At 68.3% G+C, this 13,441-nt stretch carries 15 protein-coding genes; 9 read left to right on the top strand and 6 right to left on the bottom strand.

The annotated features are described in order from the left end of the window. Position 1: 1 nt before the first annotated feature. Positions 2 to 322: a hypothetical protein gene (locus tag ABD366_RS20070; RefSeq protein ID WP_324774699.1), complete on the bottom strand. Its 321-nt coding sequence runs from the start codon at positions 320 to 322 to the stop codon at positions 2 to 4. 288 nt (positions 323 to 610) lie between these two features. On the opposite strand from ABD366_RS20070, the gene rpsF reads away from it, so the two are divergent. From rpsF to rplI, 4 genes are all read left to right on the top strand, one after another. Then, complete coding sequence (rpsF, locus tag ABD366_RS20065) at positions 611 to 901, top strand: 30S ribosomal protein S6 (protein ID WP_006604399.1); 291 nt, start codon at positions 611 to 613, stop codon at positions 899 to 901. A 74-nt stretch (positions 902 to 975) separates the two neighbouring features. Next, positions 976 to 1,578, top strand: coding sequence for a single-stranded DNA-binding protein (locus ABD366_RS20060; protein WP_324774704.1), 603 nt, complete (start codon positions 976 to 978; stop codon positions 1,576 to 1,578). A gap of 57 nt (positions 1,579 to 1,635) precedes the next feature. Beyond that, positions 1,636 to 1,872 (top strand): 30S ribosomal protein S18, encoded by a 237-nt coding sequence (rpsR, locus tag ABD366_RS20055; protein WP_003949403.1) that lies wholly within the window; start codon positions 1,636 to 1,638, stop codon positions 1,870 to 1,872. 17 nt (positions 1,873 to 1,889) lie between these two features. Beyond that, entirely contained in the window at positions 1,890 to 2,336 is a 447-nt protein-coding gene (gene rplI, locus ABD366_RS20050) for a 50S ribosomal protein L9 (protein WP_324774709.1), read from the top strand. Positions 2,337 to 2,471: 135 nt separating this feature from the next. On the opposite strand, the gene ABD366_RS20045 is transcribed toward rplI, so the two are convergent. Continuing rightward, entirely contained in the window at positions 2,472 to 3,809 is a 1,338-nt protein-coding gene (locus ABD366_RS20045) for an MATE family efflux transporter (RefSeq protein ID WP_324774711.1), read from the bottom strand. A gap of 460 nt (positions 3,810 to 4,269) precedes the next feature. On the opposite strand from ABD366_RS20045, the gene dnaB reads away from it, so the two are divergent. Further along, the gene (dnaB, locus tag ABD366_RS20040) at positions 4,270 to 5,748 is read left to right on the top strand and encodes a replicative DNA helicase (RefSeq protein ID WP_324774713.1); all 1,479 of its coding nucleotides are present in this window, start codon (positions 4,270 to 4,272) and stop codon (positions 5,746 to 5,748) included. Positions 5,749 to 5,834: 86 nt separating this feature from the next. Further along, the gene (locus tag ABD366_RS20035; protein WP_324774715.1) at positions 5,835 to 7,214 is read left to right on the top strand and encodes a serine hydrolase domain-containing protein; all 1,380 of its coding nucleotides are present in this window, start codon (positions 5,835 to 5,837) and stop codon (positions 7,212 to 7,214) included. A gap of 91 nt (positions 7,215 to 7,305) precedes the next feature. Here ABD366_RS20035 and ABD366_RS20030 read toward each other — a convergent pair whose 3' ends face one another. Both ABD366_RS20030 and ABD366_RS20025 read right to left on the bottom strand, forming a co-directional pair. Further along, positions 7,306 to 7,758: a GNAT family N-acetyltransferase gene (locus tag ABD366_RS20030; protein WP_324774717.1), complete on the bottom strand. Its 453-nt coding sequence runs from the start codon at positions 7,756 to 7,758 to the stop codon at positions 7,306 to 7,308. A 76-nt stretch (positions 7,759 to 7,834) separates the two neighbouring features. Beyond that, the gene (locus ABD366_RS20025; RefSeq protein WP_324774719.1) at positions 7,835 to 8,293 is read right to left on the bottom strand and encodes a MarR family winged helix-turn-helix transcriptional regulator; all 459 of its coding nucleotides are present in this window, start codon (positions 8,291 to 8,293) and stop codon (positions 7,835 to 7,837) included. A 143-nt stretch (positions 8,294 to 8,436) separates the two neighbouring features. Here ABD366_RS20025 and ABD366_RS20020 point away from each other — a divergent pair, with 143 nt between their 5' ends. Next, complete coding sequence (locus ABD366_RS20020) at positions 8,437 to 9,642, top strand: MFS transporter (protein WP_324774721.1); 1,206 nt, start codon at positions 8,437 to 8,439, stop codon at positions 9,640 to 9,642. 99 nt (positions 9,643 to 9,741) lie between these two features. Next, positions 9,742 to 10,164: a GlcG/HbpS family heme-binding protein gene (locus ABD366_RS20015; RefSeq protein WP_324774723.1), complete on the top strand. Its 423-nt coding sequence runs from the start codon at positions 9,742 to 9,744 to the stop codon at positions 10,162 to 10,164. A 77-nt stretch (positions 10,165 to 10,241) separates the two neighbouring features. On the opposite strand, the gene ABD366_RS20010 is transcribed toward ABD366_RS20015, so the two are convergent. Next, complete coding sequence (locus tag ABD366_RS20010; RefSeq protein ID WP_324774725.1) at positions 10,242 to 11,108, bottom strand: GNAT family N-acetyltransferase; 867 nt, start codon at positions 11,106 to 11,108, stop codon at positions 10,242 to 10,244. Between the two features lie 316 nt (positions 11,109 to 11,424). Between ABD366_RS20010 and ABD366_RS20005 the strand changes: the two genes are divergently transcribed. Further along, on the top strand, positions 11,425 to 12,843 hold the full coding sequence (locus ABD366_RS20005; protein WP_324774727.1) for a globin domain-containing protein: 1,419 nt from the start codon (positions 11,425 to 11,427) through the stop codon (positions 12,841 to 12,843). A 64-nt stretch (positions 12,844 to 12,907) separates the two neighbouring features. On the opposite strand, the gene ABD366_RS20000 is transcribed toward ABD366_RS20005, so the two are convergent. Beyond that, complete coding sequence (locus ABD366_RS20000) at positions 12,908 to 13,390, bottom strand: NUDIX hydrolase (RefSeq protein ID WP_324774729.1); 483 nt, start codon at positions 13,388 to 13,390, stop codon at positions 12,908 to 12,910. Positions 13,391 to 13,441 lie beyond the last annotated feature (51 nt).

Here is a 13,441-nt window from a genome sequence, read left to right as displayed (position 1 = left end):
CTCAGCCGATGATCCCGCCGAAGAGGCCGCCATGGGCCATGCCGATGAAGAAGCCGACAGCGGAGGCTCCGAGACCCAGGACCAGGGCGAAGCGCTCCCGGGTGGTCTCCGAGACGAACTGTCCGTAGGCCCCGGTCAGAATCCCGATGAGGCCGGCCCAGGAGCTCAGGAGATGGAGCCCGTGCCAGAGCGAGGTGACGAGGGCGATCACTCCGAGCACCGCGGTCAGCGCGACCAGCGTGTCCGGGAGCGGATGGGACTTCCCGTCCGAGGCGAAGAGAGAGCCGGCGCTGGTGCTGTTCGGTCGCATTGCTTGTGCCATGAGGGCACCTCCTGCGGAAGGCGGCGCATCGTAGCGCCATACACACCCGACGTGTACAGATTGCGGTCCTTCGCTGTCGGATTTCAACCGGAAGCCGAGGTGCGGGTAGTCTGTACCGTCTGCATTGGTGTCTGCTCGTGTTCCGACGAGGGACTAGTACCCACTGATCCACGCGGCTCTCCTCCGGAAGGCCGATTGTCAGTGGCGGCCGATACCGTTGCGCACGCATAACAACCCTCCTGCCACGGAACGACCGTGGCCGCTGAGTCCAAAGGAGGTGGGTTCCACATGCGTCACTACGAAGTGATGGTCATCCTCGACCCCGATCTCGAAGAGCGCGCTGTTTCCCCGCTGATCGAGAACTTCCTCTCCGTCGTCCGTGAGGGCAACGGAAAGGTCGAGAAGGTCGACACCTGGGGCCGTCGTCGTCTGTCCTACGAGATCAAGAAGAAGCCTGAGGGCATCTACTCGGTCATCGACCTGCAGGCCGAGCCTGCGGTCGTCAAGGAGCTCGACCGACAGATGAACCTGAACGAGTCGGTCCTCCGGACCAAGGTCCTCCGTCCCGAGACCCACTGAACTTCCTAGTTCAGCGGTACTTGGGATCCGAGTAGCAGCAAGCAGTCCGCAGCAATCCCGCCGAGAGGTACCCCATGGCAGGCGAGACCGTCATCACGGTCGTCGGCAATCTTGTCGACGACCCCGAGCTGCGCTTCACCCCCTCCGGTGCGGCGGTCGCGAAGTTCCGTGTCGCGTCCACTCCCCGCACCTTCGACCGGCAGACCAATGAGTGGAAGGACGGCGAGAGCCTGTTCCTGACGTGCTCGGTCTGGCGTCAGGCGGCGGAGAACGTCGCGGAGTCGCTCCAGCGAGGCATGCGCGTCATCGTGCAGGGCCGGCTGAAGCAGCGGTCCTACGAGGACCGTGAGGGCGTCAAGCGCACGGTCTACGAACTGGACGTCGAGGAAGTCGGCGCCAGCCTGCGCAGCGCCACGGCCAAGGTCACCAAGACCAGTGGTCGCGGTGGCCAGGGTGGTTACGGCGGCGGCGGTGGCGGCCAGCAGGGCGGCGGCTGGAGCGGTGGCTCCGGTGGCGGTCAGCAGCAGGGTGGCGGTGGCGGTGCTCCCGCCGACGACCCCTGGGCGACCGGTGCGCCGGCCGGCGGCGGCGGCCAGCAGCAGGGCGGCGGCGGTGGCGGTTGGGGCGGAAGCTCCGGCGGTTCCGGCGGCGGCTACTCGGACGAGCCCCCCTTCTAAGCCTTCGGGCCGAGGGTGGGCCGTACCCCCACTTCTTGATCACACAGGAGATACACCATGGCGAAGCCGCCTGTGCGCAAGCCGAAGAAGAAGGTCTGCGCTTTCTGCAAGGACAAGGTCACGTACGTGGACTACAAGGACACGAACATGCTGCGGAAGTTCATTTCCGACCGTGGCAAGATCCGTGCCCGCCGCGTGACCGGCAACTGCACGCAGCACCAGCGTGACGTCGCCACGGCCGTGAAGAACAGCCGTGAGATGGCGCTGCTGCCCTACACGTCCACCGCGCGATAAGGAAGGGTGACCGAATCATGAAGATCATCCTTACCCACGAGGTCTCCGGCCTCGGTGCCGCCGGCGAGGTCGTCGACGTCAAGGACGGGTACGCCCGTAACTACCTGATCCCGCGGAACTTCGCGATCCGCTGGACCAAGGGTGGCGAGAAGGACGTCGCGCAGATCCGTCGTGCGCGCAAGATCCACGAGATCGCCACGATCGAGCAGGCCAACGAGATCAAGGCCAAGCTCGAGGGTGTGAACGTCCGTCTGGCCGTCCGCTCCGGCGACGCCGGTCGTCTCTTCGGCTCCGTCACCCCGGCTGACGTCGCTTCGGCGATCGAGGCTGCTGGTGGCCCGAAGATCGACAAGCGTCGTGTCGAGCTGGGCTCGCCGATCAAGACGCTGGGCGCCCACGAGACGTCCGTGCGTCTGCACCCCGAGGTTGCCGCCAAGGTCAACGTCGAGGTCGTCGCTGCCTGAGCCCTGCGCTGAGCAGAGCTGAAGCACATGTGGGGCCGCACCCTTCGGGGTACGGCCCCACACGCGTACGGTCGTGGTGCGTCATGGCAATCGCTGGACGGGCGTCGCCGTTTCACGCGAAACGGCGCCCCTGCGTCACCGGGTCGCGCCCGTGACAACCCAGCGCCCGGAGCGGTAGCGCATCCACAGCGTGGCCATGCGCACGGCCATCATCAGCGTCATCGCACCCCACAGAGCCGTGAGCCCGCCGCCGAGAACCGGGACGAGCAGGGCCACCGGAGTGAAGATCGCCAGAGTGATCAGCATGGCCCAGGCCAGGTAGGGTCCGTCGCCCGCGCCCATGAGGACGCCGTCGAGTACGTACACGATGCCGCAGATGGGCTGGGACAGCGCCACCACGATCAACGCGGGCAGGGCTGCGTCCTGGACGGCCTGGTCGCTCGTGAACAGCGGGACGTAGAGCGGGCGAGCCGCGATGACCAGCACCGCGAACACCACGCCCGCGGCGATGCCCCACTGCACCATGCGGCGGCAGACGTCGCGGGCACCTGGGGCGTCGTCGGCGCCGAGGTATCGGCCGATGATGGCCTGCCCGGCGATGGCGATGGCGTCGAGCGCGAAGGACAGCAGGCTCCACAGGGACAGGATGATCTGGTGCGCGGCCACATCCGCGTTGCCGAGTCTGGCCGCCACCGCCGTGGCGATCATCAGGATCGCGCGCAGGGAGAGCGTACGGACGAGCAGGGGCGCACCGGCCTGGGCGCAGGCCCGGATGCCTGCGGCGTCCGGGCGCAAGGACGCGCCGTGGCGCCGGGCTCCCCGGACGACCACGATCAAATAGACGGCAGCCATCCCCACTTGGGCGATGACGGTCCCCCAGGCGGAGCCGGCGATGCCGAGGTCGGCGCCGTAGACCAGCCCGACGTTGAGTACGGCGTTGGCGACGAAGCCGGCGATGGCCACGTACAGCGGGGTCTTCGTGTTCTGGAGGCCGCGCAGGACGCCGGTGGCGGCCAGAACCACGAGCATGGCGGGGATGCCGAGGGCTGAGATGCGGAGATACGTGACCGCGAACGGCGCGGCCGTGTCCGACGCGCCGAAGAGCTCGATCAGCGACGGAGCTGTGGGCAGAACGACCGCGATGACGGCAGCGCCCAGGAGGAGAGCGAGCCAGATTCCGTCCATGCCCTGCTGGATCGCCGCCCGCAGATCGCCCGAACCGACCCGGCGTGCGACAGCGGCCGTGGTCGCGTAAGCAAGGAAGACGAAGACGCTGACCGCGGTCGTCAGGAGGGCCGAGGCGATGGCGAGGCCGGCCAGCTGAGCCGTGCCGAGGTGGCCGACGATGGCGCTGTCCGCCATGAGGAAGAGAGGCTCCGCGACGAGTGCGCCGAAGGCGGGGACGGCGAGAGTGAGGATCTCTCGGTCGTGCCGTCGGCGGACGGCCTTGGGCGGAGCGGGAGCCTGTGTCATGGGCACCAATCTAATCTTCCACAGGTAAGAGATGCAATGCGACTTAGACCCTTACTTGTGAAGGCCTCGCACGCGTTGTGGAACCGCGTTTCCAGAGATCTTGGGCCGACTGGGGAAGTTTTTCTTCTGCACAGCCAGTGGATGGGATATGCGCAGGTCAGGGCCTGTGTGTGGAAACGCTTGAGGGCTTGTTCACAGGGCTGTCCACCGGGCCGTGCACAGGTTTTCCCGAGTTCTCCACAGCGAGAGGCCCGTCGTCCACAGCGCCTGTGGATAACCAGATTGGCTGACGGTGCCGACGGGCCTACCGTGGGGCGGCGCCCACCGTGTCATCCGGCCCCGGAAACCTCGTGAAACCGACGCGTCAGAACCGGAATCGGGCCCCTTGTTTTGTCAGTGTCGTGCCGTAGGAATGAGACGCACGGCGAGGTCCGCTCGGCGGACGGGAGGAGGTGGCCCGGTGAGTATTTCCGAGCCCTTGGACGACCCCTGGGCCGACAGCGGTCCCAGCGACCGCCTTCCCCCTTCCCGGCAGAGCCGTAGCGGTGGCCGTGGCCAGGGTGATGAGCACGAGCGCGGCCGGGAAGGCGGGGCCTGGGACGACGGTCCGGCCACCTTCGAGCGCGTGCCGCCCCAGGATCTGGACGCGGAGCAGTCGGTGCTCGGTGGCATGCTCCTGTCGAAAGACGCGATCGCGGACGTCGTCGAGGTCCTCAAGGGCGCTGACTTCTACAAGCCGGCGCACGAGACGATCTTCCAGGCGATCCTCGACATCTACGCCAAGGGCGAGCCGGCCGACCCGATCACCATCGCCGCGGAGCTGACCAAGCGCGGGGAGATCAACAAGGTCGGCGGCGCGTCGTATCTGCACACGCTCGTCCAGACGGTCCCGACCGCGGCGAACGCCGAGTACTACGCGGAGATCGTCCACGAGCGGGCCGTGCTGCGACGCCTCGTCGAGGCAGGCACGCGGATCACGCAGATGGGATACGCGGCCGACGACGACGTCGACGAGATCGTCAACAAGGCGCAGGCCGAGATCTACGCGGTCACCGAGCAGCGCACCAGCGAGGACTACCTCCCGCTCGGCGACATCATGGAGGGCGCACTCGACGAGATCGAGGCGATCGGCTCGCGAAGCGGCGAGATGACCGGTGTGCCGACGGGGTTCACGGACTTCGACTCGCTGACCAACGGCCTCCACCCGGGGCAGATGATCGTCATCGCCGCCCGCCCGGCCATGGGCAAGTCGACGCTCGCGCTGGACTTCGCACGCGCGGCGTCGATCAAGCACAACCTGCCCAGCGTCATCTTCTCCCTCGAAATGGGGCGCAACGAGATCGCGATGCGTCTGCTGTCGGCCGAGGCGCGCGTGGCCCTGCACCACATGCGGTCCGGCACGATGACGGACGAGGACTGGACGCGGCTCGCGCGCCGGATGCCCGAGGTCTCGGCCGCGCCGCTCTACATCGACGACTCCCCGAACCTGTCGATGATGGAGATCCGCGCGAAGTGCCGCCGTCTCAAGCAGCGCAATGACATCAAGCTCGTCATCATCGACTACCTGCAGCTGATGCAGGCCGGTGGGTCGAAGCGTTCCGAGAGCCGCCAGCAGGAGGTCTCGGACATGTCCCGAAACCTGAAGCTGCTGGCCAAGGAGCTGGAAGTCCCCGTCATCGCGCTCTCCCAGCTGAACCGTGGTCCCGAGCAGCGCACGGACAAGAAGCCGATGGTGTCCGACCTGCGTGAGTCCGGCTCCATCGAGCAGGACGCCGACATGGTCATCCTGCTGCACCGTGAGGACGCGTACGAGAAGGAGTCACCGCGCGCGGGCGAGGCCGACATCATCGTCGGCAAGCACCGAAACGGCCCGACGGCCACGATCACGGTCGCCTTCCAGGGCCACTACTCGCGCTTCGTGGACATGGCACAGACCTGACCGGGCCGGTCCCTCGGGCCGGGAGCCTGATCAGCCTCGGGTGAAATCGGCTCGACGCGGCCCGGTACGCACGGTGGACTGTGCGCATGACGACATCCGCGGAGCTGTTGCCCGCCACCAGCCGCGCTCTTCTGCATCGCATCGCCGTCGCGCAGCGCGACGGGCGCGCGCCGTCCCTTGTCGCCGCGGTCGCGCGCGACGGAGAGCTCGTGTGGACCGGTTCACGCACCTCGGTGGACGGGCACGGACCTGACGAGAACGTGCAGTACCGGATCGGTTCGATCACCAAGACCTTTACCGCCGTGCTCGTGCTGCGGTTGCGCGACGAGGGGCTGCTCGATCTGGGTGACCCGTTGGAGAAGCACCTTCCCGGGACCGGGGCGGGAGAGGTCACGATCGCCGAACTCCTCGCACACACCGGCGGCTTGGCCGCCGAGACGCCGGGCGAGTGGTGGGAGCGCTCATCCGCCACGCAGCGTCCGACCCTCGCCGATGTCCTCGGTGAGCAGCCTTTCCGGCATCCGGTCGGCCGTCGCCATCACTACTCGAACCCCGGCTATACGTTGCTGGGTGCGTTGGTGGCGGCGACGCGCGGGGTGACCTGGGAGGAGGCACTGCGTAAGGAGATTCTCGAACCGCTCGGGCTGAGCCGCACCAGCTACGAGGCGCAGGCCCCGCACGCCGGGGGCTGGGCCGTGCATCCATACGCCGATGTGCTGCTGCCGGAGCCCGATCAGGACCTCGGGCTGATGGCACCCGCAGGCCAACTCTGGTCCACGGCCCGGGACCTGGCCGTCTTTGCGGCCTTCCTCGTCACGGGCGACGACCGCGTGCTGAGTACGGAGTCCGTACGGGAGATGCGGACGCCGGCGGCACCGGTCCTGCCGGGTGAGTGGGAGGCGTCGTACGGGCTCGGGATGCAGGTGCTGCGACGGGACGAGCGGACACTGGTGGGGCATACCGGTTCGCTGCCGGGGTTCGTGGCGGGACTGTGGCTGAGCGAGGAGGACGGTCTCGCGGCGGTCACGCTCGTCAACTGCACCTCGGGTGTACCGGCCGCCACCGTGGCCGCGGACCTTCTGAAGATCGTCGCCGAGGCCGAGCCGCGGATGCCCGAGCCCTGGCGGCCGCTACCCGAAGTCGACGCCTCAGTCCTTGAGTTGGCCGGGCCCTGGTACTGGGGGACGCAAGTAGTGGCCCTGCGTCTGTCAGCCGACGGCGGGGTGGATCTGGGGCCGGCGGCCGGCGGTGGGCGGCGCTCCCGGTTCCGGCCGAACGGTGACGGCACCTGGACCGGCCTGGACGGCTACTACGCAGGGGAGGTGCTTCGGGCCGAACGGCGCCATGACGGTTCGGTGAGCCATCTGGATCTCGGGTCGTTCGTCTTCACGCGGGAGCCGTACGGCGCGGACTCTCCGGTGCCCGGCGGGGTGGACCCGGAGGGGTGGCGGGGCCTGCCGCGATAGCCGGGCATCCGGAGTCAGCCTGTTTCACGTGAAACGGCCACGTCGGGTGTTTCACGTGAAACGGGTCGACCTGCCTCGGCTTCATGGTCCGTCACAGCTGAAGCTTGAATCCCACATGCGAGGCCGAGAAGCCGAGCCGTTCGTAGAAGCGGTGAGCGTCGGTGCGGGTCGCGTCGGAGGTCAGTTGCACCAACTGGCAGTCCTGGCGCCGTGATTCCGCGACGGCCCATTCGATGAGCTGCGTGCCCAGTCCGCTGCCGCGCTCGTCGGAGTGGATACGTACGCCTTCGATGATCGAGCGGGTGGCTCCCATCCGGGACAGGCCCGGGACAACGGTGAGCTGAAGGGTGCCGACCACACGGTCCTCGCGTACGGCGACGACGAGGTGCTGGTTCGGGTCGGCGGACAGTCGCGCGAGGGCGGCGAGATACGGCGTGAGGTCTCCCGGCGACTCGCGCCGGGCGCCCAGCGGATCGTCGGCCAGCATGGCGACGATCGCCGGGACGTCCTCGAGCACGGCCGCTCTTATCTCAAGATCTTTCATGGCGGCAGCCTAGGTCCGGCATGGGAGATCGTCCGGGGCAGCCGACGCGGTGGCCGTCCTGGGCGGTCGACGCTGGTCAGGCGGGAATGCGCAATGCTTCGACGGCTCGGACGAGCGGGGCGAGCTCGGGGTTCTCGGCCGCTGTGTCCAGGGACTCACGCAGGGCCGCCTCGTTCGTAGGACGGGCTGCCCGTAGAAGCTCGAGGCCTGCGTCGGAGACGTTCGTGTAGATGCCGCGCCGGTCGGTGGGGCACAGGTAGCGCAGCAGCAGTCCGCGGTCCTCCAGGCGCGTCACCAGGCGGGTGGTGGCGCTCTGGCTGAGGACGACGGCGTCGGCGACCTGCTTCATCTGCAGATGGCCGCCCTCTCCGTCGTGCTGCCTGCTGAGAACGTCGAGCAGGGAGTATTCGCGCACGCTGAGGTCGTGCTTGGCCTGCAGGGCGCGCTCGATGTGGGCCTCGATCTTCCCGTGGAGCAGGGAAAGCGCGCACCAGCCCTGTGAAAGGGCGGTGAGTGCGGGATCTGTCGCAGTCATGGCTCGTGGTTCCTCCGTCCCGGGACCGGCTGAACACCAGGGTAGTCGATGTTCGCGATTGCCCGCGTTTGCAATTAGTCGGCGTCTGCAAGTATTGTGAGGTCTCGTAAAGCGCACCCGCAACAGTCTGGAGATGACCCCCCATGCCTCTCGCGCTTCTCGCCCTCGCGATCGGGGCCTTCGGGATCGGAACCACCGAATTCGTGATCATGGGACTGCTCCCAGAGGTTGCGGGTGACTTCGGTGTCTCCATCCCCACGGCCGGTTTCCTGGTGACCGGCTACGCCCTCGGTGTCATGATCGGCGCCCCGCTCATGACCGTCCTGGGCACCCGGATCTCCCGCAAGCGCATGCTGATGCTGCTGATGGGGCTCTTCATCGTCGGCAACCTTCTCTCCGCCGTCGCACCCGTCTTCGCCGTGATGCTGATCGGCCGAGTGGTCGCCTCGCTCGCCCACGGCGCCTTCTTCGGTATCGGCTCGGTCGTCGCGGCCGAACTGGTCGCCCCGCAGAAGAAGGCCGGAGCGATCGCCATGATGTTCACCGGCCTGACCGTGGCCAACGTCGTCGGCGTGCCGCTCGGCACCCTCATCGGCCAGTCCGCCGGCTGGCGCTTCACGTTCACCATCGTGGCCGCGCTCGGTGTCATCGGGCTCATCGGCATCGCCAAGCTCGTACCGGATCTGCCCAAGCCCGAGGGCGTACAGCTCCGCCACGAGCTCGTCGCGTTCAAGAACGTGCAGGTCCTGCTCGCTATGGCGATGACCGTGCTCGGCTTCGGCGGCGTCTTCGCGGCCATCACCTACATCGCGCCGATGATGACGCACGTCGCCGGCTTCGCCGACGGATCGGTGACGTGGCTGCTGGTCCTCTTCGGCCTCGGCATGGTCGGCGGCAACCTCGTCGGCGGCAAGTTCGCCGACCGGGCCCTGATGCCCCTGCTCTACGTCTCCCTGGGCGCCCTCGCGATCGTGCTCGGCCTCTTCACGGTCACCGCGCACAACAAGATCCTGGCCGCGGTCACCATCGCGCTGATCGGCGCGCTCGGCTTCGCGACCGTGCCGCCGCTGCAGAAGCGGGTCCTCGATCAGGCCTCCGGCGCGCCCACACTCGCCTCGGCCGTCAACATCGGCGCCTTCAACCTTGGCAACGCACTCTCCGCCTGGCTCGGCGGCATGGTGATCTCCGCGGGCCTCGGTTACACCGCCCCGAACTGGGTCGGTGCCGTGCTCGCCGCGAGCGCCCTAGTCCTCGCCGTCGTGTCAGCCGCGTTGGAGCGCCGCACGCCCGGGCCGACCCCGGTCGCCGCCCCCGCCGAGCAGCGTCACGCCGAGCCGGCCCACCACTGACGTAGCTCTCGACAACGCCCGTCGTACGGCGCCCCGCCAGACGTCCGCGCCAGAAGCCCCCACAGAAGCCCCCACAGAAGCCCCCGCAGGAGCCCGATCATGAGCACCACCACCGCCATCGCCCCGCTGACCACTCAGGACGCCGAGACGCTCGTGGACGCGGCCCGTCGCGCCGCGGAAGCGGCCGGAGTCACCGTCAGCGTCACCGTTCTCGACGCCGGCGGTCACCTCCTCGCCTTCCGTCGCGACGACCGTGCCGTCCTCATCTCCGGAGAGACCAGCACCCGCAAGGCGTACACCGCACTGCAGCTGAACGCGCCGACCGCCGACCTCGTCGACCTGGTCAAGCCCGACGGGCCGTTCCACAGCCTGCCCACCGCGCTCGACCGGCCGCTGCTCTTCATCGCGGGCGGCCAGCCGATCCACCGTGACGGCCGGCTCATCGGGGCGATCGGTGTCGGTGGCGGCGCCCCCGAGCAGGACCACGGCTTCGCCGCGGCAGCCGTGCAAACGCTCGCGTAGCCAGCGACACACACGGACGGGCCCGCTCCCGAGAGGCCGCTGCACAGCGACGCTCGGAAGCGGGCCCGTCGGGCTTCTCAGCCGGCCGCGACCGTCAGCGGGGCGAAGCGGCGGGTCCAGTCACCGGGCAGGTCCTGGGCGCCGTAGTTCATCACCGCGTTCAGGGCGATGCCCTCGAGGCCGCGCTCCTTGAGCCAGGCGAGCAGCTCCTCGTGGCGTACGTCGATGTCGGTCCGCAGCGGCCGGTCCGTGCCTGCCGCGAGGGCGGCGACCAGGGACTTCGCCGTCTCGGTGTCGCGCGCGACGAGCGGGCCGATGACGTGCGTGTCCATATTGGGCCAGGCGGCGGCGTAACCGATGAGCCGACCACCGTCCTCGGCGACCCGCAACTGGTCCGCGAAGGCCGGAAGGCGTGCGATGACGTGGGTGCGGTCAGGACCGAACACCTCGGCGTCCAAGCGCAGGATCGCCGACAGATCCTCAGCGGTGGCCGGGCGCGTGACAACAGCGGGCTCCGTGCCGCCGGCGATGAAACGGCCGCGCACCATCTCCGCCCGGCCGGTGACCTTGAAGCCGAGTTCCTCGTAGAGCGGCTGCCCGTTCGGCGTCGCGTGCAGTGTCAGCGGTGTCGTGCCCGCCTGCTCGACGACGTACCGCATCAGACGTCGGCCCACCCCTCTGCGCGCGTGCCGCTCGGCGACCAGGACCATGCCGATCGCGCCAAGTTCGGGCCGTTCTCGGGGTCCGTATTCGGTCACCACGCAGGCGGTGACGAGTCCGCCGTCAGGGTCGTCGATGCCGTAGCCGGTACCGGCCGCGAGCAGCAGGCCCCATTTGTGTTCCTCGCGTGGCCAGCCCCGGTTCTCGGAGAGGTCGGCGCACGCGTGCTTGTCACGCGGGGTGAGACGGCGAATGGGTAGGTCGGAGAGAAGAGGTGTCGACACGCAGGTCAGGCTGTCGGACGGAGCGGGCTGGCGTCCACCGCTTTGCGGGCAGTGGCCCGATGCTGTCGACCATGTCGGCCCGGCCCCATGGGGAAGTTTCACGTGAAACAAGGCGTGGGGCCTACGTCTCAACAAAAAGGGGACTGCGGAGACCAAAGGGGCGCGCACCCAGGCCGTTGCAGCGTAACCGGACATCAAGATCGAAAACACGAACTTTCCTGTTTGCGTTCGATACGAGCGAATCTGATGGCAAGCTGCGGTGAGGGGACTGCGGACCAGGTCATCGACCCAGGATTGTTCGAGGCGAGGCATAGCAATGGACGCTCCGACCACTACGCCGACCGATTCCGGTTTGGGCGCCGGGGACGGCTGGTTCACACCGCGCATCACCCCGGGACCGCATCAGGCCCCGTCGGTTCCTGACGGGGCGCCCGGTGACGGCCGCCGGATCTCTTCGATACGTCCCGTGGGCAGGCCCAGGGCCGCCTCGGACGGGGCGGACGAGGAGCGAATACCCCAGCAGTCGCGCTCGCGCAGCCAGCCCGAGCCACCTCAGAGCTCACCCCTGGCGCGGTCCACCACCGCAGAGCCCCGCTCCAGACGTTCCGTTCGTGACAACACCACATCCGACGCGGACCTCATCCGCCGCACCATGGACGAAGTCGGACCTGTCGCGGACAAGGTCACCTCGTACTTCTACGCGCTGCTCTTCGTCCGCCACCCCGAGCTGCGCCAGCTCTTCCCTCCCGCGATGGACGCGCAGCGAGACCGCCTTCTCAAGGCACTGCTGACGGCCGCGGAGCACGTCGACAACAAGCTCGTCCTGGTTCCGTATCTGGCGAACCTGGGCCGCGGTCACCGCAAGTACGGCACGCGGACCGAGCACTACCCGGCCGTCGGCGAGTGCCTCATCGCGGCGCTCACCCGGTACGCCACCACCACCTGGGACGCGCCGACCGAGGCCGCGTGGATCCGTACGTACACGACGATCTCCCAGGTCATGATCGACGCGGCGGCCGAGGACGAGTTGAAGGCGCCCGCCTGGTGGCTGGGGGAGGTCGTCGCACACGATCTGCGCACACCCGACATAGCGGTGGTCACGGTGCGGACCGATCACCCGTACCCGTTCCTGGCCGGGCAGTACACGACGCTCGAGACGCCGTGGTGGCCGCGCATTTGGCGGCACTATTCGTTCGCGGCGGCGCCCCGTCCCGACGGGCTGTTGTCGTTCCACGTGAAGGCGGTCCCGGCCGGGTGGGTCTCCAACGCCCTGGTGCACCGTGCCCGCCCCGGCGACGTGCTGCGGCTCGGCCCGCCCGCCGGCTCCATGACCGTCGACCACAGCACCGACAGCGGCCTGCTCTGCCTTGGCGGCGGCACCGGCATCGCACCCATCAAGGCGCTCGTCGAGGACGTCGCCGAGCACGGTGAGGGGCGGCCCGTCGAGGTGTTCTACGGCGCCCGCACGGACCTCGACCTGTACGACATCGACACGATGCTGCGGCTCCAGCAGAGCCATCACTGGCTCTCGGTCCGCCCGATCATCGACCAGCTGGCCCATCTGCAACTCCCGGACGCCGTGCGGGAGTACGGCCCCTGGTACGAGTACGACGCCTATTTATCCGGCCCGCCCGGCATGATCCGCAACGGTGTCCACGCCCTGCGATCCATCGGTATCCCGTTCGACCGCATCCGCCACGACTCGATCGAGGAACTGGTCACCGTCGCGAACTGAGTCCCGTCCGCGTAGGAAGGCGACTGCGGAGAAGGCCGGTCCCTGAGAGTCGTACGGAAGAGGTTCAGCCGAGATCCGGCGCGTGCATCGCCCGTACGCCCTCGATGTTGCCGTCCAGGTAATGACGCAGGGACAGCGGCACCAGATGGACCGAGGCGATGCCGACGCGTGTGAACGGCACGCGCACGATCTCGTACTCGCCGCACGGCTCCTCGATCTCGGGGCCGTGGCGCTGGTCGAGGTCCATCGACTCCAGTCGGCAGACGAAGAAGTGCTGGACTTTCACCCCCGTCGTGGCGGCGTCCTCGCCGATGTGTTCGACGGTGTCCACGAAGCAGGGCACCACATCGATGATCTTGGCGCCGAGTTCCTCGTGCACCTCTCGGTGCAGAGCCTCCACGACAGTGGTGTCCTCCGGCTCGACGCCGCCACCTGGGGTCACCCAGTACGGATCGACACCAGGCTTGGTGCGCTTGATCAGGACGAGATCATCGCCATCGAGCAGAACGGCGCGTGCGGTGCGCTTGACCACGGGTCGGACGGTCATGGGAGAAATGTGGCCCGGCCGGTTCCACGTGAAACATTTCGCACCGGGTGC

The sequence above is a fragment of the Streptomyces kunmingensis genome (assembly GCF_039533535.1).
Classification (GTDB): domain Bacteria; phylum Actinomycetota; class Actinomycetes; order Streptomycetales; family Streptomycetaceae; genus Streptomyces; species Streptomyces kunmingensis.
This window is presented reverse-complemented; position numbering and strand designations above follow the sequence as displayed.